We start from the raw sequence: 26,332 nt of genomic DNA on the forward strand, positions 1-26,332 counted from the left end.
ACTAGAAGCAAAACGACCAGAAGGATGACTCCTGTTCGTCTGTTACCGTACACCTTTTCCATTCCCCCCTGGATTGCAACAAGCGTGCTCAGCATTTCGCGAAACACCCATATTATACCAACGGGAACGAAATTGATCTAGGAGCGAACTCTTTCCACGTGAAAAAGCCCGACTCGACAAGCGAATCGGGCCATTCGTCCGAACCGGAGATTTACCTATCGTATCCCAGACCGTAACCAAACGGGTACAGGGTACCGCCTTTCCCGTCCGGAATGCTGACCGGCAGTGTTCCCGTCGGCTCGTTTTGACCGAAGATCGTCTCTGCTGTCGCGTGAAAGCTGGCGGTGCGAAAGCCGTATTGGGCCAGGTAGGCATCCACTTCCGGGTACGCCATGATGTCGTACGGATTGCGGATGCCCACGCCGATCACGGGGGTGTCCGCTTGCTGGCTGATCTCCCGGTAGAGTTTCATCAACGGGTTGTCCGAGGAACGTCCCTTTACGTCAAACGTGTAGGAACCGATAATGACCGCGTCTGCCTCCTCCACCTGCTTTCGCTGTTCGTCAGTCAGGGTGTTGTTTGTCACCTTGATCGTGACGGTGTTGGCATGATGTTTCCTGATGGCATCAGCCAGTTCGTCGACATACGTGGTGCCCACCACCGCAATGGTCGCTTTTTCGTCCATGTTGAGCGGCAGTACCCCGTCGTTTTTAACCAGGGTCACAGAACGAGCGGCTGCTTCCGCTTCCACCCGCTTGTGCTCCGCCGAGCCGACCACCTCGAGGGCACGGGCGATCTGGTCCTGTACATCAGCGGGCTGCTCGGCTTTAAAAATTCCCCGTTTTACTTTCAACGTCATAATCCGGCGGACGGACTGGTCGATCCGTTCTTCGCTGATTGTGCCGTCGCTGACGGCTTTCAGGACACCGTTTGTCACTTCTTCCAGTCCAACCGGCATCAGCACGATGTCCACGCCCGCCTGTATCGCGCGAATGGCAGCGTCCACCGGACCAAAGTGGTCGGCGATCGCCTGCATGTCCATCGCATCGGTGGAGACCACGCCGTCAAAGCCCAGTTCGTCGCGGATCAACCCGGTGATCACTTTGGGAGACAGGGTGGCAGGCAGTGAGATTTCCGTTCCGTCTTTGCGGGAGACGACTTTGGTGTCGTCGATTTTCGGGAAGGTAACATGGGCCGTCATAATTGCGTCCACCCCCGCTTCCATCGCCTGCTTGAACGGGTACAGCTCCACATTCATCAGCCGTTCCTTGTCGTGGGGAATTTCCGGCAGTCCCAAATGAGAATCGACAGCCGTATCACCGTGGCCGGGGAAGTGTTTGGCCGTAGCAGCTACGCCGTATTCCTGCAGTCCTTTGATGTAGGCCTCACCCATCTCGGCCACGAGCTTGGGATCTTCACCAAATGACCGCACGCCGATCACCGGGTTGTCCGGGTTGTTGTTGACGTCCATGACCGGGGCAAAGTTGGTGTTGATGCCCAGGACGGAAAGCTCCCTGCCGATCACCTTGCCCACCTGATGGGCCAGTTCCGTGGAACGGGTGGCTCCGAGGGCCATGTTCCCCGGTGTGTCGGTGCCCTGCTGCAGCCGGGTCACGATGCCTCCCTCCTGGTCGATCGTCACGAGCAGTCCGTATTTTTCCGCCGCCTGCTGGTAGTCGTGGACGAGACGGACCGTTTGCGCGGTGTCCACCACGTTTTCCCTGAACAAAATGACGCCGCCGATGTGGTACTTCTTCACCAGCTCTTCAATTTCCGGAAGCATGCGGGTCACATCGGTGCCGTTCCACTTGCGGAAGTCGGGCATCATCATCTGGCCAACTTTTTCTTCCAGCGTCATGCCGGCGATCGCTTTGCCGATGATGTCGTACCGCTTCCCTTTCTGTTTGACGATCTGTACCTGCGGCTCCCCTTTTTCCTTGTAGTCAATGGCGATGCGATCCTCAAATTTGCCGTCCGTTACGGAGATGAAGGTTCTGCCGTTGTGTCCGGTTATCGTGACGGTGCCCTGCGCATCGACACTGGCCACATTTTTGTTGGAGGAGTGCCATCTCAGCTTGCGCGACGTCTGCTCAAAATGGCCGTCCGCGTACAGATGCAGCGCCTGAAGCTGCAGCGTCATGCCCGACACGACCGCATCTGCCTCGGGGATGTTCAGGCTGATGATCAAATCGGTGACGCCGACCTTGTCTCCTTCTGGAGTCACAGGCGCTGCGTCTGCGCCAATCACTGCCGGGCAGAACATCAGCAGCAGCGCGAAGAAAATTGCCAGCCCTGCATGCTTTTTGTGCTTCACGATTATCTCCCCCTGTTTTTGCCTTCGTATGTCCAGCCTAGCGGGTTCCAGACGGTTTTAACCGGCTTGCCGGACGGGTCGGTAATGGTCGGGTTCAGCACATACCAGCCCCGGCCGTTCACGCTGGGATCAGTAGCGTAGCGGAACCGGACCTGTTGTGTACCAGCAGGAAGCTGCCACGCAACCGTCTGCCAGTCGCCTTCACCGGTAAGCGCAGTCCCCACCTCTGTCCATTGTTCGCCGTCTACAGACGCTTCCACATGGCCGAAGTCGCTCTCGTTTTCAATCCGGTACCAGGTGTCAAATGTGAGGAGTCCCCCTTCTGGCAGATCGGCCGTTGCCGTCAATGTGTTGTCCAGCTCATCGCCTGTCCCCGCAAACCAGGCACCGTCCTTTCCGGGCAGGTCCACCGGGATCGCCAGTGCGGCCAGACGAGCGACTCCCCGGCGAACCGGGTTGGTGGAGACGGTGTTGCGGGTGGGATGGACGCGGTTGGTCAGCACGATGCAGATCGTGTCGTTGTTGGGACTGACGACGATCGACGTGCCGGTGTAGCCGGTATGCCCCATGGTCCGGGTGTCGCCCAGCGCGTCCATGTACCAGCCCTGGTTCAGCTCCCAGCCAAGCCCATGGTCGTCCCCAGGGAATTCCGGGATCTGGTTTTCCATCATCAGCTTCACCGATTGTTTGGACAAAATCCGCTTTCCGGCGTAGGTGCCGCCGTTGAGCATCATCTGTGCAAAGACAGCCAAATCGCGGGCAGTGCTGAACACCCCGGCATGCCCGGCGACGCCGTCCAGCGCCCATGCATTCTCATCATGCACCTGGCCCCAGACCAGCTCCCGGTTTGTCCAGGGCTGGTACTCCGTCGCCGCCGTCCGTTTCTGCAAGCGCTCAGGCGGATTGTACATCGTATCCGTCATGCGCAGGGGCTTGGTGATGTGCTCACGGACGTATTCGTCCAGGCGCTGGCCGCTCAGTTTCTCCACCAGCACCCCCAGTGCAATCAGGTTGAGGTCGCTGTATACGTACGCACTGCCAGGCTTGTTGACAAGGGGATGGCGAACAGCGATCTCCAGCCGCTCCTCCCGGCTGTTCCCCATCTTGTACAGGGGAATGAATGGTTCAAAGCCGGAGGTGTGGGTCAAGAGCTGTCGAATGGTCACGTCCTCCTTGCCGTTTTCCGCAAACGCCGGGATGTACCTGGCCACCGGATCATCCAGTTGGAACAGCCCTTGCTCGTGAAGCTGCATGACGGCGGTGGAGGTAAACAGCTTGCTGATTGACGCCAGGTCAAAGATCGTGTCGGTCCGCATTGCGACTGGTTGGTCCAGCAAAGTCCCCTGGTCGTCGGCGAAGCGGGCGGCATGGCCATACGCCTGTTCCTTGACAATCACCCCGCGTCTGGCGATCAGCACGACCGCACCCGGCATCACGCCGTCCTGGATTGCCGTTTCAATGAATGAGTCGATTTCTCGCAACGGTGCAGGCGTCATCCCTGCGGCGGCAGGTGCTCCCGGATGCAGGATGGCGGAGGAGGGGCCGGGTTTGTCCCAGGGATGAGACAGCGGGTGCTTGACAGGCTTTGTCTTTTTTTCCTGCGCTTCCAATGCCGAGTGCGCCTCTTCGCCGTGCTTGGCGGCAACTGTCGGCAGTATGAACGCTCCCCATGACAAGCAGACGCACAGTCCAATCATTGCGGCGCGTTTGTTCATCGTCTACTCCTCCCTAGTGGTACAGCAGATAGGACTTGCGCAGTTTCTTGAATGCGTCCAATTCACCCCGCCACGATTTGACGATCTCCTCGACAGGCGTGCCTGCGTCCATCGCCTTGCGGACCTTGTCCGATCCGGTCAACTTGTCGATCCAGTTGTCGGCTCTCCAGGCGAAGTCGTCCGGATACAGGTCTTTGACTTCCTCGATGATGGCGAGAGCTGTGTGAATCGGATCGTACTTGTTCCGGTCGGTCACGTATACCTGCAGCCCGCCGACATTCACGCCCGCGTGCTTGGAAAACGTCGGATTGAAATACGCCTCGCGGAAGCTGACGCCAGGCAGTCGGCGCGCATTCATCCGATCGGCCAGCTCCCACGCCTTGATGTACGGTGCACCGATCAGTTCAAAGGGCCGCGTCGTTCCCCGGCCTTCGGACAGGTTGGTCGCTTCAAACAGACAGTTGCCCGGATAGACCGTCGCTGTCTCCAACGTCGGCATGTTGGGGGAAGGCAGCACCCAGGGAAGACCCGTTTCATCATACCACATGTCCCGCTTCCAGCCTTTCATCTTCACGACCGTGAGATCCGCTTTTTTCCCGATCTCCTTTTCCAGATACTGATCGTTAAACAGCATGGCCAGTTCACCCACGGTCATACCGTGGCGAATCGGGATGGGGTAAATTCCGACAAACGACTCGTAACCGGGCTCGAGAACGGGGCCCTCCACTTTTTCCCCGCCGATCGGGTTGGGTCTGTCCAACACAATAAACGGTTTGTCCTCCAATGCGGCCGCTTTCATCGCGTACGCCATCGTTGATATGTAGGTATAGAATCGGGAACCGACATCCTGGATGTCAAACAACACGACATCCACATCCCGAAACAGCGGCGCGATCTCTTCCGGCGACTTGTTGTACAGATTGTAAAACGGCAGCCCCGTTTTCGGGTCTTCGTAGGTGCCAGGCGCCGAACCGGCCTGTTCTGTTCCGCGAATACCGTGCTCCGGTCCGTAGACGGCCACCAGGTTCACTTTTTTGGCCAGCAGGGCATCGACGTCGTGCGTCAGATCACTGGTAACACCGGTCGGGTTGGTGATCAACCCCACTCTTTTCCCTTTGACCAGATCCGGTTTGTCAAGCAGCACCTCGATGCCCGTCTGGACGCTGCGGCCGTTTGGCTTATCCTTGGCCAATCCGGGAGCGGCCGCACCCGCCATGCTTATCGTACCCAGCAGTGCCAGTGACAGAAGAAGCATCGACCAGCGGATGAGTTTCAACAGGATCACCTCGTGTGTGAACATAGTCGACTGCAAATGGAAAAAGCCGCGACATTCCCTTTCACCTTGTCGAGAAAACCCGCTTGACTCCTGCACCCTCCTCTCTGGAATGGAGATTTCTTTGACAGAAAATTCTGTAAGTATATCCTAATCATATAGGCTGTCCAGTCTTTTTTCTTGGGAATGATTACCTATATTTATGTATTTTCTTCAATTATTTCCCTTACTATACACCTAGTTCCTTTTGACTAGATAGATTGGCAGGAAACGTACGCGGCCAGCGCTCTACTTTCGTACGAAAAAAAGCCGCGCCCACATCCGGACTGGATGCAGACGCGGCCGCATGCTCCTGGTGGGCAACAATTACGGGGAGCCCACGGGCGTTCTCCGGGACACCGACGAACGGGCAAACCATCGTGCGTCGGACTGGATATCCCGGTCAAATACGAACACCGTGATCGCGACATCGCTTGCGAGATTGATGTCCGCAAACAGCGTAACAAGTTTCGCGTGGACCAGTTTTTCCAGTTTCTCAACCACCTCGGCATGTTTGTAAATGTCTTTGACCATTTTCGTTCTCGTCTCATGGATGATGCGCCGGCCCTCTTCCGAATCAATCATCCACTTTTCCACGTCGGTCAAGTTGCCAGTCATCTCGGTGATGGCCCACGGGCCCACGAATCGCGTCCGGATCTGCTGCGGGCCGCAGCCCACGTATTCCTTGCGAATCTCGCGTACGAGCTTGCTGAATTCATGTTCCACACGTCTGGACATCCAATCACCACATCTCATGCCAACATTTACTCTTTCAATCCCTGCCCCATGCCTTTCAACAGGTTGAGGCCGAAGCTGATCGCCCGGTTAATGTCAGGGTCCTGCAGCGCTCTGACCAGGTCAAACAGGCCCACTTTGCTGTCCTGTTCGAGCCCTGCTTTGGCCTGCTGCAGCCCTTGGACCAGACTGCCGACCAGCTTTTTGGTCATGTCCGGCTCGATTTCCGCCAGAGCTTCGGCCGCTGCCATCGCGTTGTTGATCGAGTTGGTGACAGGCGGGCGAAGCAGTTGGCCCACGGCGATCTTGGCCACCTTTTCCTTTGCTTCGATGAGCGACTTCAGCGCCTCCAGGATGCCGCTGTCATGCAATTCCTGCAGCAGTTTCAGCGCTTCGCGGATGCCTTCCGCGTGCTGCGCCGCATCTTGTTTCACCTGCTCCAGCGCCTGCGCCTGCTTTTCTGCTTCGGTGAGCACAGGCCGCACGATTTTCGTCGTCGGTTTTGCCATTATTGCGCACCTCCTGCCGCGTTGACATCTGCGATGGGCTCGTAGTCGCTGCGCGCCCATTTGCGTTCCACCTGCACGCCCAACTGCGGGTTGCGCTTGGCGTAGCGCGGATTGTATCTCGGCAGCGGATTTTCCCCGTCCCGTTCGAGGATTTCCATGCGTACCTTGGCCTGCTTGTAGGCCGGGGTCTGCGTCCGCACGTCCACGGCGTTGCCGGTCAGGATGTTGATCGCGTTTTCGTGGCTGGCGGAGTGCATCGGGACAAACAGTTCCTTGCCGTGGACGCGATTGGTGACCACCGCCCGCAGCTTGATTGCGCCGTACGGGGACACCAGGCGGACCAGCGTGCCGTCCTGAATGCCGCGTTCGCGGGCCAGCTCCGGCGACACTTCGACGAAGACGTCCGGCACCTTGTAGGTAATACCTGAAGATTTGCCGGTCAGATTGCCCTCGTGGAAATGTTCCAGCATCCGGCCGTTGTTGACGACGAGGTCAAATTCCGCCGGATATTCGACCGGCGGCACGTAATCCACCAGCGACAAGCGCGCCCGTCCGTCCGGGAAGTTGAAGCGCTCCTTGTAGAGAAGCGGTTCGTCCGTTCCATCCGGGTGAACCGGCCACACCAGGCTGTTCCAGCCTTCCAGACGATCGTAGGAGACGCCGGCGAAAAACGGCGTGAGCGAGGCGATTTCGTCCATGATTTCGCCCGGGTGGCTGTAGTTCCAGTCGAAGCCCATCCGCTTGGCGACTTCCTGAATGATCCACCAGTCCGGCTTGGACTCCCCAAGCGGTTCAAACACCTGGTACAGACGCTGAATGCGGCGCTCCGTATTGGTAAACGTCCCTTCCTTTTCGAGAGACGGCGCGGCCGGCAGAATCACGTCGGCAAACTGGGCCGTCTTGGTGAAAAAGACGTCCTGCACGACGAAGAATTCCAGCTGGCTTAACATCTCATGGACGTGGTTGGAGTTGGAATCCACCCAGGCCATGTCTTCGCCTACCACGTACATCGCTTTCAGCGTGCCTTTGCCGATCGCTTCCAGCATTTGAATGCTGGTCAGTCCCGGCTCGCTGGAAATGGATACACCGTAAGCGTGTTCAAACCGCTTCCGGGCCACCTCATCTTTGACGCTCTGATACCCCGGCAGGAAGCTGGGCAGCGCCCCCATGTCGCAGGTGCCCTGCACGTTGTTGTGGCCGCGCAGCGGATAGGCGCCCGCCCCCGGACGGCCGAAGTTGCCGGTGATCAATAGCAGGTTGGCAATCGCCATGGAAGTGTGCGAACCGGCGACATTCTGCGTCACGCCCATTCCCCACAGCACGCACGTGCCGTCCGCTTCGTGAATCATCGTCGCGGCTTTGATCAGCTGTTCCTTCGGGATGCCGGTCACCTCTTCCGCATAGTCCAGCGTGTACTTTTCCACATGTTTCAGGTATGCTTCGTAGTTGTTCACGCGGGCTTTGATAAAGGCTTCGTCATGCCATCCCTGATCGATGATGTACTTGGCCACAGCCGTGATCCAGACAAAGTCTGTCCCCTGCCGCGGGTGCAGGAACAAGTCGGAACGTTCCGCCATCTCGTGTTTGCGCAGATCGGAGACGATCAGTTTCTGGCCGTACAGCTTCTTCGCCCGTTTGATGCGGGTGGCAAGCACCGGATGCCCCTCCGCCGGGTTGGCTCCGACAATGATCACCAATCCAGCGGATGCGATGTCCTTGATCGTGCCGGAGTCACCGCCAATGCCCACCGTGTTCATCAGCCCGTCTGAAGCCGGCGTCTGACAGTAACGGGCGCAGTTGTCCACGTTGTTGGTTTCAAATACCTGACGGGCCAGCTTCTGCACCAGGTACGCTTCCTCGTTGGTCGTCTTGGACGAACTGATGAAGCCGAGCGCGCTGCCGCCATGCGTTTGCTTGATCGCGCCCAGTTTCTCGGCAATCAGCGTGAGTGCTTCGTCCCAGCTCGCCGGAACGAATGCGTCCCCTCGGCGGATCAGCGGCGTGGTCAGGCGTTGGTCGCTGTTGACAAAATCCCAGCCGAACTTGCCCTTGACGCATGTGGAGACGCTGTTGACCGGCGCATCTTCCGTCGGTTCAATCTTCAAAATCTGGCGTCCTTTCGTCCAGACTTCAAACGAACAGCCCACACCGCAGAACGTGCAGACCGTCTTGGTCTTCTTCGTGCGGGTCTCGCGCATGGCCGCTTCGATTTCGGAAATGGCCATGATGCTGCCATAGTCCGGCTCCACTTGCTTGACCAGATCGATCATCGGATTGAGCAGGTCTTTGTCCAGGCCGGTCATGAACCCCGCTTGGCCCAGCATCGACTTCTCCATCAGCGCGTTGCACGGGCATACGGTGACGCACTGGCCGCAGGAGACACAGGACGACTCGTTGATCGGCTTGTCGTCGTCCCAGATGACCCGCGGCATATCCCGCGCCCAGTCAATGGTCAGCGTTTCGTTCACCTGCAGATCCTGACACACCTCGACGCAGCGTCCGCACAAAATGCACTGGTTGGGATCGTAGCGGTAAAACGGGTGGGACATGTCGACTTCGTACCCTTTTTCCCGGAACGGACGGTTTTGATGCTGCACGTGCAGGAGTTCTGTCGTGTTGTGCACGCGGCAGTTTCCGTTGTTGTTGTCGCACACCGTACAGTAGAGCATGTGGTTTTCCAGTACCCGGTCCATCGCTTCCATTTGGGCGGCGCGGGCACGGGCGGATGCGCTCTCGATCTGCATGCCCTCGGTGATCGTCGTCGAGCAGGCGCGCATGATCTTGCCGTCGACCTCGCACATACAGGTGTCGCAGCTCTGAATCGGCCCCAACACCGGCGAATAGCAGATGTGCGGATGTTCGATCCCGTTCTCCAGCATGTAGTCCAGGACGCGGGTGCCTGTTTTGGCCTCGTGTACCTCACCATTCAAGTGGAATCGCACTGTTTTCTGTTCCATCGGTCCCTCCTCTGAAGCAAAAAACCCACCATAAAACAACCCGCGCCTGCAAAAAGCGCTCAAGCTGTTTTATGGTGGGTTAATACTTAGCATCTTCCATACCAGTTATCAATCCCGCCATAAGAACTGAGAAGCCAGGATGTGCCAGAAATGAGTGCATTCCTGCAAGCATCAATGAACTTCTCACCCTCATTATAACCAAATGGAGGAAGATTGCAAGGTAAAAACGCTTGCACGCGGCCTCATCATCCGACAGGAAATAGGATGTTTATGGCGAATCTCATCCAATATAAGAGAGAAAAACAAAAAAGGAAGGATGCCGCAATGGATTGCATTTTTTGCAAAATCGTGCAGGGAGAACTGCCGTCGAAAAAGGTGTATGAGGACGATCACATCCTGGCGTTCCACGACATCAATCCGATCGCGCCGGTGCATGTGCTGGTCATTCCGAAGAAGCACATCTCCTCGCTGATGGAGATTCAGCCGGAAGACAAGGAGCTGATCGGCCATCTGCACCTGGGTCTGCAAAAAGTAGCCGAGCTGACCGGCGTGAACCAGGACGGATTCCGCGTCGTGACCAACATCGGCAAGCACGGCCAGCAGACCGTCTTCCACATTCACTACCACGTGATCGGCGGCCGTCAGCTGCAGTGGACGATGTAAGCGGCCACTGCACCGAGCCGCATGAAAAAAGACAACGCTTGCCCGTACGGTAGGGCGCGTTGTCTTTTTTTCTATCCATCCGATTGGAGCAGACCGGCCAGATGGCGGGCGATCAGCTTGCCGTGGAAGCGGCCGTTCTCGATGAAGATGGCGTTGGCGTGGTGACCGGAGGCAATGACGCCGGCGATGTAGAGACCGGGAACATTGGTCTGCATCGTCTCGGGATCGTGTACGGGCACGCCGCTTTCGAGGTCTATCTTCCCGCCCAGGGCGTGCAGCAGCGTCCGGTCGGGACGGAATCCGATCAGCGATAAGACGAAGTCGTTTTCCAGCGTGAGCGTTTTTCCCTGTTGCACTACGTGGACTTCCCGCTCTGTAATGGCCTGCACAGTCGCTTCGTAGAGAATGCGAATCCGGCCTTTCTGCACCATGCTTTCAAACACGGGACGCGTCCACGCCTTGACGCGGTCGGACAACTGCGGCTTGCGGCAAATCACGGTCACTTCGGCTCCCGCCCGCTCCAGCTCCAGTGCGGCGTCCACCGCCGAGTTGTTGCCGCCGACAATCGCCACTTTCATCCCGCTGTACGGGTGGGCTTCCGTGTAAAACGACGAAACTTTCGGCAGATCCTCGCCCGGCACGCCCAAGCGGTTGGGGTTGTCAAAATAGCCGGTGGCGATGATCAGGCGCCGACACTCATACGTCTGCACCGCCTGAAACCGGTCGACGGTCGTCAGCCGAAATCCGTCCGCCGTCCGCTCCGCCGCCGTCACCGTCTCGTAACAGCGGACGCGCAGGTCATTGCGCGTTGCCACCAGCCGGTAGTAGTTGAGCGCTTCCAGTCTGGTCGGCTTTTCGTTGGCCGTGGTAAACGGAATATCGCCGATCTCCAGCAATTCCGGCGTGCTGTGAAAGATCATGTACGTCGGATACCGGTAGATGGAATTGACCAAGGGCCCTTTTTCAATCACGAGCGGGTCGATCCCTGCCCGCTTGCATTCCACCGCAGCCGCCAATCCGCACGGTCCGGCTCCGATGATAATCACCTGTTCCATATCCTCGTTCCTTCCTTTTCCTTCCTCACGTTCTGGCAGCCGTATTTTCATGATACCATACCCGCCGAGAGAGAAAAGTCCGGAATGTGCATCGAATTTCCATGAATTCATTCGATTTCCAGAAATTAAGCGGTGAATGTGCACATGGTTCCCTTTACACTGGATGTGATTGGTCTGCCGCCAAAAAAAATTTGACTATTTGAGTGAGTGCAACTATGCGAAAAAGAACCGTACATATGACAAGTCTATCGCTTCTGTGGATCGTTTCCCTCCTGTTTTTGACCATCGCGGTGCCCGCGTCGACAGCCAAAACCATGCCGCTGAAAGACATTGCCGACAGCTATGCGGAAGAGCAGATCCTGTCGCTGGTGAAGGCCGGCGTGATTGTCGGCGACCCTGACGGCTATTTCCGCCCCCACCAGTCCGTCAAGCGGGCGGAGTTCGTCGCCTTGCTGAACCGCACACTGGGTATTCGCCCCGTCTCCAGCCAGATTCAGGCCTATACGGACGTGCCGAAATACGTCTGGTCCTATGGCGACGTGCAGGCGTCCGCTGCCTTGGGCATCGTCAACGGCACCAGTGTGACGACCTTTGCGCCGAATCGCACGCTTACCCGACAGGAAGCGGCCGTAATCATCATGCGGGCGTTGGGCACAAAGCCCAGCGGGACGCCTAGCCTCCCCGTTGCTGATTCCTCCCTAATCGCGGCATGGGCAAAACCGTACGTAAGCGAAGCGCTCAAGACCGAACTGCTGGTCGGCTACGCGGGTCACTTCCGCCCCACTGATCCAATCAGCAGGGAAGAGACGGCCGTCATTCTGCACCGGGTGCTGTCGCGTCTGGCCAAACAACCGGCCAAACCTCCCGTCGTCCTCGGCTGGCAGTACCAGTCGACCACCCAGGAATTTCTCAACCTGGTGAACGGCTCCGAGGTCAATACGCTCTCGCCCCGCTGGTTTTTTCTAAATCCGGACGGGTCCATATCGGATTCCGCCGATCCATCGCTCGTCAAGTGGGCACACGAAAAGGGGAAGAAGGTGTGGGCGCTGTTCGGCAACCGCTTTGACGCGAAGGCGACACACGATGTCCTGTCAACCCCGGCCAAAATGAACGCCCTCGTGGACAAGCTTGCTGCGCTCGTGGATACGTACCGGCTGGACGGGATCAACGTCGACTTTGAAAACATGTATCCGGCCGACAGAAACGCCTTCACCGCATTTGTCCGCGAACTCTCGGCCGCCTTGCACGCAAAGGGAGCGGTTGTCTCCGTCGACGTGCCGCGCGATTTGCACAGCGACTGGAGCGATCCCTACGATTACGCCGCATTGGCCCAACATGCCGACTACCTGGTGCTGATGGGGTATGAAGAGCATTGGAGCGGCGGTGCGAAAGCCGGTTCCGTCTCCTCCCTCCCGTGGTTGGCCGACAGCATCTCGGGACTGGTTGGACGGGTCCCGGCCGGCAAGCTGATCGTCGGTCTGCCGCTCTACACGCGGGATTGGTATCAGTCGAACGGCAAATGGCTCTCCGCCGACCTGACCATTCCCCAATCCTACCAGTTGGCCACTGCCAGCGGTGCGAGCATCCGCTGGGATTCCACACTTGGCCAGTACCGGGTAAGTTATCGAAAAAACGGGGTATCGCACACGATCTGGATGGAAGAGAGCCGTTCCATCGGACGAAAAGTGGAAACCAGTCTGAACTGGCCAGTGGCTGGGTTCGCGTTTTGGTACGTGGGATCGCCGGTGCCGGATATTTGGACAGCGGTGTCCAACGCAATTACCCTGCAGCAGGTCAGAGCAAACGTCCAATTGTAGCGACAAAAAGAGTCCTGCCCCCTGCAGAATCTTCACTGGCAAGAAAACGGCTGTCCGTCAATCGGACAGCCGTTTTTATGATGACTTGTCATTCAAATTCGGGAGCATGCCGTTCGCTCAGCCGATTTCCTGAAGCAGCTTTCCGCGCAGCTTGGCCAGCATGTCCTCGGTCATCTTCTCCAGATCGTACTCCGCCTTGAAGCCCCACTCTTCCCGGGCAGCAGACGCGTCAATGGAGTTTGGCCAACTTTCCGCGATCGCCTGGCGCACCGGGTCCACCTGATAATCCAGCGTAAAATCAGGGATGTGCTTGCGGATCGCGGCGGCGATCTGTTCCGGCTCCACGCTCATCGCCGTGACGTTAAACGCGTTGCGGTGCTTCAATTTGGCCGGATCGGCCTCCATCAGCGCAATAATCGCGTTCAGCGCGTCCGGCATGTACATCATGTCCATGTACGTATCCTTGGCGATGTAGGAGGTATAGGCGCCGCGGCGGATCGCTTCGTAGTAGATCTCCACCGCGTAGTCGGTCGTGCCTCCGCCCGGCGGCGCGACGTACGAAATCAGACCGGGGAAACGGACGCCGCGGGTGTCGACGCCAAACTTGTGGAAGTAGTAGTCGCACAGCAGCTCGCCGGACACCTTGTTCACACCGTACATGGTCGTCGGCCGCTGAATGGTGTCCTGCGGCGTGTTGTCTTTCGGTGTGGTCGGGCCAAACGCGCCGATGGAGCTGGGCGTAAAGAACTTGCAGTTCAGTTCGCGGGCCACCTCCAGCGCATTGACCAGACCGCCCATATTGAGATTCCAGGCCAGGAGCGGTTTGGCCTCCGCCGTAGCGGAGAGCAGTGCAGCCAGGTGAATGATCGTATCCACCTTGTGCGTGCGTGCAAGCTCAAACATGGCCTTGTCATCCATCACGTCCAGGATGGCAAACGGACCGGACTGCACTACCGGGTTGTCCTCCGGCTGGCGGATGTCAGTGGCGATGACGTTATCTGCTCCATACACGTCGCGCAGTTTCATGGTGAGTTCGGAGCCGATTTGTCCGAGGGCCCCGGTAATCAGTATCCTTTTCATTTCAAAATCCCCATTTCTTTGCCCACTTTTTCGTAGATGTCCAACGCGCGGTCCAGCATTTCTTTCGTATGGGCGGCCGTCGGCATGTTGCGCACACGCCCTGTGCCTCTTGGCACCGTCGGGAAGACGATCGCCTTCGCGTAAACGCCCGCTTCATACAAGCGTTTGCTGAACTCCTGAGTCTGCTGTTCGTCACCGATGATACAAGGGGTGATCGGCGTCTCGCTGTGTCCGATGTCAAAGCCCAGCGCTTTCAGGCCGTTCTTCAGGTAGTTGCCATTTTCCCACAGGCGCTCCTGCAGTTCCGTGCTGTTTTGCAGAATGTCAATGGCAGTGATGCAAGCGGCCACGTCTGCCGGCGTCAGTGCCGTGGAGAACAGGAACGGGCGAGAACGCACCTTCAGCCAGTCGATCAGCTCCTTGCGGCCGGCCACGTATCCGCCGACCACACCGATCGCCTTGGAAAGTGTCCCGATCTGGAAGTCGATCTTATCCGACAGGCCGAAATGCTTGACTGTGCCTGCGCCGTTGCCGAGAACCCCGGAACCGTGCGCGTCGTCGACGTAGGTGATCAGGTCAAATTCTTCCGCCACCTCGACGATTTCCGGCAGCTTGGCAATGTCGCCGTCCATGGAGAAGACACCGTCAGTGATCACCATGATCTTTTTGTATTTGCCCGATTCCTTCGCTTCCTTGGCCTTGGCCCGCAGATCGTCGATGTCGGAGTGGTTGAACCGGATGATCTGCGCCTTGGACAGCCGGCAGCCGTCAATAATGGACGCGTGGTTCAGTTCGTCGGACAGGATCGCGTCGTTCTTGTCCATGACTGCGGAGATCGCGGCCATGTTGCAGTTAAACCCGGATTGATAGGCAATGGCGGCTTCCGTGTGCTTGAAAGCGGCCAGCTTTTCTTCGAGCTGAACGTGCAGCTCCAGCGTACCGTTGATCGTCCGCACCGCACCTGCGCCGACGCCGTACGTTTGAGCGGCCTTGACCGCAGCGTCGATCAAGCGCTGATCCGTGGCCAACCCCAGATAGTTATTGGACGACAGATTGATCAATTCTTTTCCGGAAATGGTAATGACGGGGCCGTTAGCGCTTTGCAGAGGATCGATTACGTTGTACAGCCCTTTGCTTTTCAAGTCGGCCAAATTCTCGTGAAGAAATTGTTCCAACACCTTGCTTGCCAAGATAAATCCCTCCTGACCGGATCGTCTTTTTCGCGACGGACCATCTGATTTCTCACAAACAGTCGCAATCCGATGCACAAATGTCCTCGTGGAAAAGACGTTTTATCCGTTTGAAAAAAGCGATAAATCAATGTTCTTTACTACAACGATATCATTGTTTTCACAAAATGTCCATATGACAAAGACAAAAAAGTAAGCGCTATCAACTCATGGCAGCATGTTTACCATACCCAGCGGCGTCTGTTCGCATGTACCTGATGCCCGCTCGGTTGTTCGGCTGCAGGCCGGCAAAAGGCAATTCTCAACCTATCCTCTTTTTGCTAGAATATATGTTCGGTATCTTAGACTAGAATGGTGATGTGAACATGACGGTGACCAAACAGCGTGACGCTCTGCAGCTCTTAAAGACCATCCCTTTGTTTCCCTGGTACGTGGAAAAGTTCGTGGAGCACAAGAAGGCGAAAAAACACTCCCCTTCCACGCTGTTGGGGTATTTGCGCGACTTCGCCTTCTTTTTTCGCTGGTTGATGGCCGAGGGGTTGACCGACGCGCCGGAGATGAAGCAGATTCCGCTGCACGTGCTGAACGACTTGAAAAAGGAAACCGTGGAGAGCTACATCCTTTACCTGCAGGAATCCCACCTCTACGAGCGGGCCGCTCTCTTGGACAAGCCCACGCGCAGTTCCCGCCGGGAGTACAGCGATCAGACGATCAAGCGGAAAATCTCCAGTCTGAAGTCGCTGTTCCACTACCTGGCGTCGCTGGCGGAAGACGAAAACGGTGAATCCTACCTCACCCGCAACGTCATGGCCAAAATCGAGGTGGAGGCGGACGAACTGACCCCGCTCGCCCGGGCTCACGCCATGCGCGCCAAGATCTTGATCGACGGGGAGATACACCAGTTCGTCGACTTTGTCTACAACGGCTATCTGGCCCACTGCACGACCACAAAAAAACAGCAGTACCATTACCAGAACCGCGATCGGGACGCAGCGATCATCGCCCTGATCCTGTCCGGGGGGTTTCGCGTATCGGAAATCGTCAACCTCAATCTGTCCGACGTGGTGCTGGAAAAAAACCAGCTCAAAATGGTGCGGAAAGGAAAAAAGGAAGACGCGCCGTTTTTCAGCGACTGGGGCAAAGAGTACCTGCAGCGCTACCTGCAGGTGAGGAGCAAGTACCAACCGGCCGCAGGGGAACAGGCGGTGTTTCTTGCCGTATCGCCGACCAAACCGCACGGTCATCGGATCGAGGTGCGCTCCGTGCAAAAGCTGGTGAAAAAATACGCCCAGGCGTTTGGCATTCCCGACCTGTCCGTTCACAAGCTTCGGCACAGTTTTGCCACCCAGTTTCTCCGGCTTAACCCCGATCCGCACCAGCTTCAGGCACAGTTGGGCCACTCCAAACTGGAAACGACGATGCAGTACGCTCATGTGCTGGAAGATGCCTTGAGCGAAGCGGTCAACCGGACGACCCGAACGGTGGGCACGCTCTCCCCCGATACAACAGAGACGCACGATCCGACGGAGGAATCCTAGGGGTTTCAAATGAGCAAGACCTGCTTGCCGCAGCGGGCCCCACTCCACTTCGGCGGCGACAGTGTGCGGCATGAAAAACAGGTCCGGCCATGCTGGCGTTCGGACCTGTTGTGCTTGGATGGATGTGCGGCCGCTGTCACGTGCGCATCCGGTTGCTTTCCCTCTGCCGAAGCTCGACGCGGCGGATTTTGCCGGACGTGGTCTTGGGCAGATCGGCGACGAATTCGATCTTGCGCGGGTATTTATAGGGGGCAGTCAGTTTCTTGACGTGTTCCTGCAGCTCACTGACCAGCGCATCGGACGGCGAGGCTCCCTGTTTCAGCACGACAAACGCTTTGACGACGTGGCCACGTTCCGGGTCCGGACTGGCGACAGCGGCGCATTCCGCTACTGCCGGATGCTTGACCAGGGCATCCTCCACTTCAAACGGGCCGATCGTGTATCCGCCGGAGATGATGATGTCGTCGGCGCGGCCCTCGAACCAGATGTAGCCGTCCTCGTCCATGCGTCCCTGGTCGCCGGTGATGTACCAATTGCCGCGAAAAGCCTTGGCCGTTCGCTCCGGATCGTTTAGATAACCCTTGAACAGGGCGATCATCCCGCGGTCGATGGCGATGTCCCCCACGCTGCCTTGGGGCACCTCGTTCCCTTCCTCATCGACGATGGCCACGCGGACGACGGGAGAAGGGCGGCCCATCGAACCGGGCTTGGGGTCCATGCCGGCAAACGTCCCGATCAGGAGCGTGTTTTCCGTCTGGCCGTATCCGTCGCGCACAGTGATGGAAAAGACTCGGCGGAAGGTGTCGATCACTTCCCGGTTGAGCGGTTCGCCGGCGGAACATGCCGTCCGCAGCGCCTTCAGCCGGTATTGTTCCAGACCGGAGACTTTGGCCATCAGCCGGTACTCGGTCGGCGTGGCACACAGGACGGTAATGGGGTACTGCTGCATCAGCGTGAGATAGGCGGTCGGGTCGAAGCGTCCCTTGTACACGAATGCGGTCGCCCCCATGCCCAGCGTGGAGACGAACGGGCTCCACACCCATTTGGCCCAGCCGGGTCCGGCCGTCGCCCAAACGAGGTCCTCCTCACGCACATCCAGCCACAGCTTGGCGGCCACTTCCAGGTGAGCGTACGGCCAGCCATGCACGTGCATCACGCCCTTGGGACCGCCGGTCGTGCCCGACGTGTACGACAAAAAGGCCAGTTCGTCCGAGCGCGTATCGGCGCAGACAAATTCATCGGATTGTTCGCCCAACAGTTCAGTCAGGGCAATCCAGCCTTCGCGCGCCTTGCCGATGGTGACCAGTACCGTAAGCGATGGACATTGGCCGCGAATCCCGTCTACTTCTTCCACGATGCCGTCAAAGCCGATCACAGCCTTGGCCGGTGCGTGATTGACGCGGTATTCGATATCTTTGCCGCGCAGCATCTCGGAACCAGGAATGATCACTGCCCCCAACTTGAGCAGCCCAAGGTACAGCCCGTACGCTTCCTTGCCTCGCGGAACGAGCACGAGAACCTTGTCCCCCCGGGAAATCCCGAGCGACTGCAATCCGTTGGCGATGCGGTTGGAAAAACGGCGCAGTTCGCCGTACGAAACGATGGTTTCCTGACCGTCATTGGCAACTTCCCACACGGCCGGCTTGTCGGGGTGGCGGTTGGCCCACTCATCCACCTGTGCGGCAAAATTGTATCGTTCCGGCATTGTAAGCTGCATGAACATTCCCCCATTTCAAACAGGTATATAGGGTTACTTCTTCATTTTTTCAATTTTTCCTTTTTGGAAAATCATTCGACTTTTCCGATCAAAGGTACTGCCTGGTTCAAACAAACTGCCTGGCAAAGAAGAAAAAAGCTCCCGCGCCGCCGCGCGAGAGCAAAGCCTGTCCGCTCGTTATTCCGGAATGACGCGTTTGATCGTGACGACGCGTTTTTCCCAATTGGTGCCAAAGAATGTGGAGTACGTGACCCCCGGCTTGCCATAGGTGTGCAGAATTTTTCCGTCCCCTGCGTAAATGGCCACGTGCGTGATCCGGTCTGAACTGCTGCCGGAACTGCGCATGAAGATGAGATCTCCTTTTTTCAGCTGGCTTTTGGATGCGGTTTTGCCGACAGTCGACTGCTGGCGGGAATCGCGAGGCAGGGTGATGCCTGCTTCCCTGAATACGCGCTGGGTAAACGACGAGCAGTCAAACGTACTGGTCGTATTGCTGCTGGAACCGTACTTGTACGGCGTCCCCAGGTACTTTTCGCCGATGCGGATGATCTGGTCCGCGATGCTGCTCACACTCTCGTTGCTGCTCGACGCTTTCGGCGCAGCTGACGCCGTCGCCACATAGCGGCGGGCCCCCAGAAACTTGCTGTCGTAACCGGAGAGCTGCTTGAGTACGACCTGATCCTCGCGTTGGGACGAATAGACGAACTGGCCGCCGCCGATGTAGATGCCCATATACGTCGGTTTGCTGCCGCCGCTGGACGAGAAGAAGAGCAGGTCACCCGCCTGCAGTTCATTCCTGCCCACCGGGGTACCGCCGCTGTACAGAGCCGTCATCGTATTGGCGATACGCATACCCGCCTGTTTGTATACGTAAGTCGCAAACTGCGCGGAACCAAACGATTCCGGTCCTTCCGCCTTGTATTGGTAGTCTTTTCCGATCAAGGATTTGGCCGTCTGCACAATCGTTTCGGACATGGCAGAATTTTGCGAATATGATGCTGCTTGTCCGACCTGACCACCCAGCAACAGGGATGTACTCAGCAAGAGGCCGATCGTTGATTTCCTTATCCAATCCCGTTTCGTCATCCTCTTTTCCTCCTTGTCATGATGTGATCCCGGTCAAGGGGTACATGGACAAGGGTAACGTAGGAAAAACAGGCAGATAACCCCTAAAAATTTTCCAATGCGGTAATTGGGACCTTGGAACCAGCTGCACTGCTACGTGACAGGACAGCGCTGCACACCGCTGTTCATCTGTGGGCAGCCCCATTTGGACAAGGTCGTTTCACACCAAAAAAACAGCCATCTATTGCCACAAACAGGCAACGAGATGGCTGCATGGTTGTCACACGATTACAAGATTACACCAGCTTGGCTGTAAAACTTCCCCATGTTTCGCCGCCCCACAGCAGCGCGAAGCGGTCGTTGTCCGCCACCGGACCGACGCCGGCCGGGGTCCCTGTGAAGATTACGTCTCCTTCGCCCACGCCAAAATGCTCATGCGTGTAGCGAATGATGGTCATCAGGTCAAAGATGACGTCGCGGATGTTTCCCCGCTGGACTTCCTCCCCGTTTTTTTTCAGAGAAAAATCGGTGGCGTGACAAGCTGCCAACCCCGGAAACGGCCGAAATGCCGTCAAGACGGCAGAATTGCGGAATCCTTTGGCCAACAGCCAGGGATGTCCTTTCTTTTTTAATTCGGATTGCACATCCCGCAGCGTGAAGTCTATCCCCAGGGCGATCTGATCCACCATCTCCTCAAGCGTCAGGCCCGGTTCGTACGGCCGGGCGATGCGAATCACCAGTTCGGCCTCGTAGTGAAGCTCGCCGCGGCTGCCCGGCAGCTCCAGCTGCTGCCCGTTTGCGTATGCGAGCGCATGCGTCGGCTTGCTGAACAGCATCGGATACTCCGGCACGGCATTGCCCAGTTCGGCCGCATGCAGACGGTAGTTGCGCCCTACGCAGTAAATGTTGCGGATCTGTTCCATGTCTATTCGCTCCTTTATATCTGTTGGTGCTGGCTTCCCCTCCTTACTATATCACGCCAATTTTTGGCTGGACAGCTACTCTGTTTCCCCGCTGCCCCATACAGCGCCGTACCAGAGCCGGGCATTGCCCTCCGCCTCCAGGGCGCAGACGGTGTCGCACAGCGAATCCAATACGGTTTCCAGATCGCGCTCCCCGCTGGCCGGCCAGTAAAACTGGTAATAGAGCATGCCTGCCGCTGTGTCCAATTGGTGAGCCGTCACCTGCAGGTCCCTTTTCCCGATGATGACGCTCTGCCGTGCCCGCAGCGTGTCGGAGAGGGGAAATATCCCGTCCCACGCCTGTGGATCGTATTGCGAGGTGACTTCCACCAACAGACGAGCGGAGTCGTGATCGCGCTGAAACACGACGCGATCCTCCCGATAGAAGCCGCGTCCGGAAGGCAGGTGGTCTTCGATGGCAAAGCGGATACCCGCCGGGAGATCGGCAGGTTTCAACGCCGTGACCAGCCTTCCCGGGAGCCAAAAAAAGTCGTCCGGATGCCGCACCAGCTTTGCTCCCATCACATACAAGCTGACACGCCCCCGTTCTTGCCGCACTTCTACAAACATGACGGCACCTCCTCGTCTTACAGTATGGTCAGAGGCGCTCGCCCCAAAACAAAAAGGGAGGCAGTCGTCGGATCGACTGCACTCCCGTTCTCGCAGCGTTTTCATTCCGTTGTCCGTTAGGAGTAAAAGCCAGGTCGCGATCCTCCCTGGCGCAGACGGCGGTTTGGGATTGGCGCAGGGGGTGATGGATCGTTACTGGAGTGTCGACATGTCGGTAGCCTGACGGAACGCTTGCAGGAAGTTGTCCGCCGGATGGGCGCCGGACAGCGCCAGTTTGCCGTCGATGATGAAAAACGGAACGCCGGTGATGTTCAATTCGCGTGCATACGCCAGGTCTTCGGCAATCTCCTCCCGTTTGGCGTCGGAGACAAGCTGGCTGCGGACCCAGTCAGCATCCATCCCCTGGGAGACGGCGATGGCGGCAAGCACATCCAGGCTGCCGATGTCTTTCCCTTCCTCAAAGTACGCCTGAAAAATCGCGTCCACCAGGTCGGTCGCCTTCTCCGGCGGCGCCAGTTTGATCAATGTATGGGACGCATACGTATTGGGCCACATTTTCACCCGATCAAAGCGAAACGGAACGCCTGCCGCCTCACCCGCGTTGGCGGCATGCTGCACCATACGCTCCACGACGTCGCGACCGCCTTTCATCGCCGCCATCGTGTCCCAAAACGGCAAGCCCTCTTTGGGCGTATCCGGATTGAGCTGGTACGCGCGGTAACGAATCGTCACCGGCTCGCCGTCCCACTGACGAATCGCGTCAAACAAATGTTTTTTGCCGATGCGGCACCACGGGCAGATCGTGTCCTGAAAAATTTCAATGATCATGCTGAAAACTCCCTTCTGTGCAACTGAGGATTTCCAAGGCAGGCACAATTCATGCTCGAATGGTGAGCGGACGGACTGCCTCACCATCCGAAACACATAAAAAAAGCCCAAGCGAAATGCGCTTGCGCTTTTTCGAATCTCGTCTAGGTTGTGGTTTGAGCTGATGCAAAAAGGTACAACGGTACGTGAACACGTACCATGTACCGTCTTGTACGGGATAGGTATGGTGCGGTCGAGAGGACTTGAACCTCCACGGTGTTGCCACCACTAGAACCTGAATCTAGCGCGTCTGCCAATTCCGCCACGACCGCATGGTACGGTGTGTATCGCAGGTATTCACATTGTCAATTACCTGCTGTTTTCCGGATTAAGCTGCCCGTACATGGCCCTGCTTGCACAAGAGGGATAATGGATGGTGCGGTCAAGAGGACTTGAACCTCCACGGTGTTGCCACCACTAGAACCTGAATCTAGCGCGTCTGCCAATTCCGCCATGACCGCATGTACATGGTGCCGAATCGCTGCACCGGTGTCGCTGTACGCGAAACGTTGTTTTAATGGCGGAGCTGACGGGACTCGAACCCGCGACCTCCGGTGTGACAGACCGGCGTGAACTCCAGCTTCACCACAGCTCCGTGTCTTCTGCCATCTGCTGATTTTCATCTCAGCGACTCTTGTAATATAGCATGGTCGAAAGGGAAAAAGCAAGCACTTTTTTGTCGTTCTTTGAAAAAATTTTTCATAGATTTACCATGCAAATTTCGCTACAATTTACCATAGAGACTTGCGGAAAATGCTGAATGATGGAGACGAACGACAATGAAACCAACTTCACGAATTTTCACTATCCTCTCCTTTATTGCCTTGACGACGTCAGCGGCGATCCCGACAGCCGCCGCGCAGGAATCTCCCGCTGTCTATGTTGTGGCGGCCGGAGACACCTTGAGCAAAATCGCGCGTGAACACGGGACGACCGTGCAGGCGCTGATGCAGATGAACAACTTGACATCCGACCGGCTGGCGATCGGACAGAAGCTGAACCTGCCGCTCTCCGAAATCGCCCATGCTGAAACGCCGGTTCCACAACTTGCTGATGTTTCGCCGGCTTCCGGCAGCGATGTCGGTGTCCGCCCACCGGATATTGCTGATAGCCGGAACATGACAGTGACGGCGGATGTGCTGAATGTGCGTCAAACGCCTTCCCTCGACGGCACGATTCTGGGAAAACTCCCCTTCGGCACCGTCGTGCAAATCCTGGAGCATGGTGCTGAATGGAGCAAAATCGCCTATGGATCGACGGAAGCATACGTCTACACTACCTATCTGAGCGACACCGCTGCCACTGCTCCTTCTGCTTCGCTGCCCGTTTTTTCTGATGATACCCGCGGCGCGGATCGTCTGCAGGCGATCGTCCAGCCGCTGCTGAAGACCCCTTACGTGTATGGTGGAACGACACCGGACGGATTTGACTGCAGCGGCTTTACCGCCTACGTCCTTCAGCAGCTTGGCGTCACGCTGCCACGCACGTCGGAGGAACAGTTTGCCGGTGGACAAGCCGTTCCCTTGGAACAGGCCGTACCGGGCGACTTGCTCTTCTACGACTCGCTGAACAAAGGGCGCGTCTCCCACGTCGCCCTCTACATGGGCAACGGCCTCATTGTCCACGCCAACGGAACCGACGTCCGTTACGAAAAAGTGGAAAACATTCACAAGCTCTACCCCTTTTACGGAGTGAAGCGCTACCTGATCCAATAGCTCCAATAGATCGCTCAGCGCGAACAAGAAACGGCAAGGCTTGCACTGGCCCTGCCGTTTTTTTATTTGTCATATACCCCTGTTGGCCGGTGTGGATATGACGCGCCAAGTCCTGTTCCGGACTGACGTCTGCGCCAAAAACGGGAGCAAAAATAAGACTTTTCGCTTTGTTTTTTTCCATCCTACCTGTGGTACAACTATGCTGAGTAATTCCAATCAGGAGGAAGCCGTTATGAAACTGTTTCGTCCCTCGTCGCGCGGCACGTGGATCGCTGCGGTAAGTGCGCTCCTCTTCCTGCCGTTTGTTTTTCCCGTACTCTCCCATGCTCCTGCTCCGGTTGAGGTCCAATCGGACGATCGCCGTCTAATCAAGGCGACGTGGCTGTGGGACGTACGCCGGATCGCGACCGAACCGGACGAGATCCTTTCGTTTTTGCAAAAAAACGGTGTGACTCTGCTCTACCTGCAGGTAAAGCCATCCGACGTCTCCGTCGATCACTACCGGCACTTCATTCGCAAAGCGCGGTCGCTTGGCATCGATGTACACGCCCTGAACGGCCAGCCTGAGTGGGCGCTGCGTAAACGCTATGACGACCTCCAGGCGTTTGTCGATTGGGTGCGTCGATACAACGATGCTGTACTGAGAAGCGAGAGCTTCACCGGCATCCACCTCGACATCGAGCCATATCTGCTTCCGCAGTGGAAAACCGACCGTGACCGAGTCATCCGCGAATGGAAGGAAAATACAGAACGCATCGTCGCGCAGATCAAGGAACACAGCGATCTGGTCGCCGGGGCCGATCTGCCCTTCTGGCTGGATGAGGTTCCGTCTGTTCCCGGAGAGACTCCCTCCGGGCAGCTCAGCTCGTGGATGATCCGGCAGTTTGATCACGTCACCCTGATGGCCTACCGCAACCAGGCAGTTGAAGACGACGGCATCATCGCGCATGTCCGCAGTGAGCTGAACACTGCCGCTGCCTGGAACAAGACCGTGCTGGTCGGCGTCAGCATCAACGCCACGAACGAAGGCGACAAGGTAAGTTTTTCGGAAAAAGGAAAGGCCGAGATGCTGCGCCAGTTGTCCATCACTGACGCGCATCTGCGGCCATTTGCCTCATATGGCGGGCATGCCATCCATGATTACGCCTCGTGGAAAGCGGCGAAGGACTAGATCGCCATGGACGGTTCCTTCGCCTCCACTGGCGCAATGGAGGTGCCCAGTTTGTATAAGTGCGGAACATGAATGCCGTCGAAAGCGTTACGCGTATCCAGAATGGCGACGCCCAGGTCGGCCAGTTCACGGTAATTAAACGCACTGTGATTGGTGATCAGTACCATGATGTCATATTTATTCCACTCGCGGATGTCGTACTCGACGCTCTTGACTTCTTGACCGTGTTTGTCTTTGAACGTGACGGCGTGCGGATCGTAGTAGTCAACGAACGCCCCTGCATCCTTGAACAGTTCGTATACTTGCAATCCCGGAGATTCGCGCACGTCGTCGATATCCGGTTTGTACGCCATACCCAGCAGCAGGACGCGCGAGTTGCGCAGCGATTTGGCGTAACGGTTGAGAATTACAGACGCTTTGTAGACGACGTAATCGGGCATGCCGTTGTTGATCGATTGGGCCAGGTCAATGAACTTGCTGAAGAAACGGTAGCCTTTTGCCTTCCACGACAGGTACATCGGGTCCAGCGGGATGCAATGGCCGCCAATGCCCGGGCCGGGATAGAACGGCATGAAGCCGAACGGTTTGGTCGAGGACGCTTTGATAACTTCCCACACGTCGATGCCCATCCGTTCGCACATGAGCGCCATCTCGTTGATGAAGGCGATGTTCACGCTGCGGAAGGTGTTTTCCAGCAGCTTGGACATTTCCGCCACTTTCGTCGACGAAACGGGAACGATGTTTTCAATGAAGTTGCTGTACAACTTGACACCCAATTCCAGGCATTTCTCGGTCGTACCACCGATGACTTTCGGTGTATTGGTGGTTTGGAAACGGTTGTTGCCGGGGTCCACCCGCTCCGGCGAGAAGCACAGGAAAAAGTCGACTCCCACACGGTAGCCCATTTTTTCCAGCTCCCACTGAATCAGTTCTTCGGTGGTGCCGGGATAGGTGGTGCTCTCCAGCGTGATCAGCGGTCCGTTTTGGACGTAGTGTTTGATCTGATCAACGACGCGGGAAATGTAGGACGTGTCCGGGTCCTGATTTTCACTCAGCGGCGTCGGCACGCAAATGCTGATTGCGTCCAACTCTTTCAATACGCGGTAATCGGCGGTTGGAATAAACCGGCCTTCTTCCACCAACGGGCGGACTGACTCGTTGGGTACGTCGCCAATGTACGACTCTCCCCGCTGCAGCGTCTCGATTTTTTTCAGATCCAGATCGATGCCAAACACGGTAAACCCGTGTCTCGCGATCTCGACGGCAAGCGGTAGGCCCACATAGCCCAATCCGATGACACCGACTTTTGCTGTTTTGTTTTCAATTTTTTGCTGCAATGCCGTAAATCTGTCCACTTGGCATCCCTCCGGTTTATTTGTA

At 57.1% G+C, this 26,332-nt stretch carries 20 protein-coding genes and 3 tRNA genes; 5 read left to right on the forward strand and 18 right to left on the reverse strand.

Features of this window, described 5'->3' with window-relative positions; all coding sequences use genetic code 11:
• Positions 1–211 precede the first annotated feature (211 nt).
• The 6 genes from nagZ to fdhF form a co-directional block, all read right to left on the reverse strand.
• The gene (gene nagZ, locus KDN35_RS02075; protein ID WP_212132046.1) at positions 212–2,263 is read right to left on the reverse strand and encodes a beta-N-acetylhexosaminidase; all 2,052 of its coding nucleotides are present in this window, start codon (positions 2,261–2,263) and stop codon (positions 212–214) included.
• A 53-nt stretch (positions 2,264–2,316) separates the two neighbouring features.
• A complete protein-coding gene (locus KDN35_RS02080; RefSeq protein WP_212131966.1) occupies positions 2,317–4,029 on the reverse strand; it encodes a serine hydrolase domain-containing protein in 1,713 nt (570 codons plus the stop codon).
• A gap of 13 nt (positions 4,030–4,042) precedes the next feature.
• A complete protein-coding gene (locus KDN35_RS02085; protein WP_481752764.1) occupies positions 4,043–5,329 on the reverse strand; it encodes an exo-beta-N-acetylmuramidase NamZ family protein in 1,287 nt (428 codons plus the stop codon).
• Positions 5,330–5,668: 339 nt separating this feature from the next.
• Entirely contained in the window at positions 5,669–6,079 is a 411-nt protein-coding gene (locus tag KDN35_RS02090; protein WP_171564854.1) for a Na-translocating system protein MpsC family protein, read from the reverse strand.
• A gap of 26 nt (positions 6,080–6,105) precedes the next feature.
• Entirely contained in the window at positions 6,106–6,585 is a 480-nt protein-coding gene (locus tag KDN35_RS02095) for a helical membrane plugin domain-containing protein (protein ID WP_171564855.1), read from the reverse strand.
• Positions 6,585–9,542, reverse strand: a complete 2,958-nt coding sequence (gene fdhF / locus KDN35_RS02100) for a formate dehydrogenase subunit alpha (protein WP_212131967.1) — start codon at positions 9,540–9,542, stop codon at positions 6,585–6,587. The genes KDN35_RS02095 and fdhF overlap by 1 nt, the downstream gene beginning before the upstream one ends.
• Before the next feature lie 324 nt (positions 9,543–9,866).
• Between fdhF and KDN35_RS02105 the strand changes: the two genes are divergently transcribed.
• Positions 9,867–10,205 carry a histidine triad nucleotide-binding protein gene (locus KDN35_RS02105; RefSeq protein WP_171564857.1) on the forward strand — a complete coding sequence of 113 codons (339 nt, stop codon included), beginning with the start codon at positions 9,867–9,869 and terminating at the stop codon, positions 10,203–10,205.
• Between the two features lie 71 nt (positions 10,206–10,276).
• Here KDN35_RS02105 and KDN35_RS02110 read toward each other — a convergent pair whose 3' ends face one another.
• Positions 10,277–11,260 (reverse strand): YpdA family putative bacillithiol disulfide reductase, encoded by a 984-nt coding sequence (locus KDN35_RS02110; RefSeq protein ID WP_212131968.1) that lies wholly within the window; start codon positions 11,258–11,260, stop codon positions 10,277–10,279.
• Positions 11,261–11,496: 236 nt separating this feature from the next.
• Here KDN35_RS02110 and KDN35_RS02115 point away from each other — a divergent pair, with 236 nt between their 5' ends.
• Positions 11,497–13,077: an S-layer homology domain-containing protein gene (locus tag KDN35_RS02115; protein WP_249178864.1), complete on the forward strand. Its 1,581-nt coding sequence runs from the start codon at positions 11,497–11,499 to the stop codon at positions 13,075–13,077.
• Positions 13,078–13,194: 117 nt separating this feature from the next.
• Here KDN35_RS02115 and KDN35_RS02120 read toward each other — a convergent pair whose 3' ends face one another.
• Entirely contained in the window at positions 13,195–14,157 is a 963-nt protein-coding gene (locus tag KDN35_RS02120; RefSeq protein ID WP_171564860.1) for an L-threonine 3-dehydrogenase, read from the reverse strand.
• Positions 14,154–15,347 carry a glycine C-acetyltransferase gene (locus KDN35_RS02125; protein ID WP_171564861.1) on the reverse strand — a complete coding sequence of 398 codons (1,194 nt, stop codon included), beginning with the start codon at positions 15,345–15,347 and terminating at the stop codon, positions 14,154–14,156. The genes KDN35_RS02120 and KDN35_RS02125 overlap by 4 nt, the downstream gene beginning before the upstream one ends.
• Positions 15,348–15,712: 365 nt before the next feature.
• Between KDN35_RS02125 and xerS the strand changes: the two genes are divergently transcribed.
• A complete protein-coding gene (gene xerS / locus KDN35_RS02130; protein WP_212131970.1) occupies positions 15,713–16,885 on the forward strand; it encodes a tyrosine recombinase XerS in 1,173 nt (390 codons plus the stop codon).
• 136 nt (positions 16,886–17,021) lie between these two features.
• On the opposite strand, the gene KDN35_RS02135 is transcribed toward xerS, so the two are convergent.
• From KDN35_RS02135 to KDN35_RS02170, 8 genes are all read right to left on the reverse strand, one after another.
• Positions 17,022–18,602, reverse strand: a complete 1,581-nt coding sequence (locus tag KDN35_RS02135) for an acetate--CoA ligase (RefSeq protein ID WP_171564863.1) — start codon at positions 18,600–18,602, stop codon at positions 17,022–17,024.
• A 177-nt stretch (positions 18,603–18,779) separates the two neighbouring features.
• Entirely contained in the window at positions 18,780–19,688 is a 909-nt protein-coding gene (locus KDN35_RS02140; RefSeq protein WP_212131971.1) for a C40 family peptidase, read from the reverse strand.
• Between the two features lie 275 nt (positions 19,689–19,963).
• Complete coding sequence (locus KDN35_RS02145; RefSeq protein ID WP_212131972.1) at positions 19,964–20,590, reverse strand: fumarylacetoacetate hydrolase family protein; 627 nt, start codon at positions 20,588–20,590, stop codon at positions 19,964–19,966.
• A 75-nt stretch (positions 20,591–20,665) separates the two neighbouring features.
• Positions 20,666–21,199, reverse strand: a complete 534-nt coding sequence (locus KDN35_RS02150; protein ID WP_212131973.1) for a hypothetical protein — start codon at positions 21,197–21,199, stop codon at positions 20,666–20,668.
• A 192-nt stretch (positions 21,200–21,391) separates the two neighbouring features.
• Positions 21,392–22,027, reverse strand: coding sequence for a DsbA family oxidoreductase (locus KDN35_RS02155; RefSeq protein ID WP_212131974.1), 636 nt, complete (start codon positions 22,025–22,027; stop codon positions 21,392–21,394).
• A 224-nt stretch (positions 22,028–22,251) separates the two neighbouring features.
• Positions 22,252–22,338, reverse strand: a tRNA-Leu gene (locus KDN35_RS02160).
• Positions 22,339–22,440: 102 nt separating this feature from the next.
• A tRNA-Leu gene (locus KDN35_RS02165) sits at positions 22,441–22,527 on the reverse strand.
• A gap of 57 nt (positions 22,528–22,584) precedes the next feature.
• Positions 22,585–22,661 (reverse strand) — tRNA-Asp (locus tag KDN35_RS02170).
• Between the two features lie 184 nt (positions 22,662–22,845).
• Here KDN35_RS02170 and KDN35_RS02175 point away from each other — a divergent pair.
• On the forward strand, positions 22,846–23,781 hold the full coding sequence (locus tag KDN35_RS02175) for a C40 family peptidase (RefSeq protein WP_212131975.1): 936 nt from the start codon (positions 22,846–22,848) through the stop codon (positions 23,779–23,781).
• A 232-nt stretch (positions 23,782–24,013) separates the two neighbouring features.
• Entirely contained in the window at positions 24,014–24,952 is a 939-nt protein-coding gene (locus tag KDN35_RS02180) for a hypothetical protein (protein ID WP_171564869.1), read from the forward strand.
• Here the strand turns inward: KDN35_RS02180 and KDN35_RS02185 are convergent.
• The gene (locus KDN35_RS02185; protein WP_212131976.1) at positions 24,949–26,307 is read right to left on the reverse strand and encodes a nucleotide sugar dehydrogenase; all 1,359 of its coding nucleotides are present in this window, start codon (positions 26,305–26,307) and stop codon (positions 24,949–24,951) included. The two genes, KDN35_RS02180 and KDN35_RS02185, sit on opposite strands and share 4 nt — an antisense overlap.
• Between the last annotated feature and the right edge of the window lie 25 nt (positions 26,308–26,332).

Origin of the sequence: Brevibacillus sp. NL20B1, assembly GCF_018195675.1 — a bacterium.
In the GTDB taxonomy this organism is placed as follows: Bacteria; Bacillota; Bacilli; order Brevibacillales; family Brevibacillaceae; genus Brevibacillus; species Brevibacillus aydinogluensis.

Excerpts from the sequence above, each read along its gene's own strand:
- nagZ (WP_212132046.1), bottom strand. The coding sequence starts at position 2,263 with ATGTTCTGCCCGGCAGTGATTGGCGCAGACGCAGCGCCTGTGACTCCA.
- KDN35_RS02080 (WP_212131966.1), bottom strand. The coding sequence starts at position 4,029 with ATGAACAAACGCGCCGCAATGATTGGACTGTGCGTCTGCTTGTCATGG.
- KDN35_RS02085 (WP_481752764.1), bottom strand. The coding sequence starts at position 5,329 with ATGTTCACACACGAGGTGATCCTGTTGAAACTCATCCGCTGGTCGATG.
- KDN35_RS02090 (WP_171564854.1), bottom strand. The coding sequence starts at position 6,079 with ATGTCCAGACGTGTGGAACATGAATTCAGCAAGCTCGTACGCGAGATT.
- KDN35_RS02095 (WP_171564855.1), bottom strand. The coding sequence starts at position 6,585 with ATGGCAAAACCGACGACGAAAATCGTGCGGCCTGTGCTCACCGAAGCA.
- fdhF (WP_212131967.1), bottom strand. The coding sequence starts at position 9,542 with ATGGAACAGAAAACAGTGCGATTCCACTTGAATGGTGAGGTACACGAG.
- KDN35_RS02105 (WP_171564857.1), top strand. The coding sequence starts at position 9,867 with ATGGATTGCATTTTTTGCAAAATCGTGCAGGGAGAACTGCCGTCGAAA.
- KDN35_RS02110 (WP_212131968.1), bottom strand. The coding sequence starts at position 11,260 with ATGGAACAGGTGATTATCATCGGAGCCGGACCGTGCGGATTGGCGGCT.
- KDN35_RS02115 (WP_249178864.1), top strand. The coding sequence starts at position 11,497 with ATGACAAGTCTATCGCTTCTGTGGATCGTTTCCCTCCTGTTTTTGACC.
- KDN35_RS02120 (WP_171564860.1), bottom strand. The coding sequence starts at position 14,157 with ATGAAAAGGATACTGATTACCGGGGCCCTCGGACAAATCGGCTCCGAA.
- xerS (WP_212131970.1), top strand. The coding sequence starts at position 15,713 with ATGACGGTGACCAAACAGCGTGACGCTCTGCAGCTCTTAAAGACCATC.
- KDN35_RS02135 (WP_171564863.1), bottom strand. The coding sequence starts at position 18,602 with ATGCAGCTTACAATGCCGGAACGATACAATTTTGCCGCACAGGTGGAT.
- KDN35_RS02140 (WP_212131971.1), bottom strand. The coding sequence starts at position 19,688 with ATGACGAAACGGGATTGGATAAGGAAATCAACGATCGGCCTCTTGCTG.
- KDN35_RS02145 (WP_212131972.1), bottom strand. The coding sequence starts at position 20,590 with ATGGAACAGATCCGCAACATTTACTGCGTAGGGCGCAACTACCGTCTG.
- KDN35_RS02150 (WP_212131973.1), bottom strand. The coding sequence starts at position 21,199 with ATGTTTGTAGAAGTGCGGCAAGAACGGGGGCGTGTCAGCTTGTATGTG.
- KDN35_RS02155 (WP_212131974.1), bottom strand. The coding sequence starts at position 22,027 with ATGATCATTGAAATTTTTCAGGACACGATCTGCCCGTGGTGCCGCATC.
- KDN35_RS02175 (WP_212131975.1), top strand. The coding sequence starts at position 22,846 with ATGAAACCAACTTCACGAATTTTCACTATCCTCTCCTTTATTGCCTTG.
- KDN35_RS02180 (WP_171564869.1), top strand. The coding sequence starts at position 24,014 with ATGAAACTGTTTCGTCCCTCGTCGCGCGGCACGTGGATCGCTGCGGTA.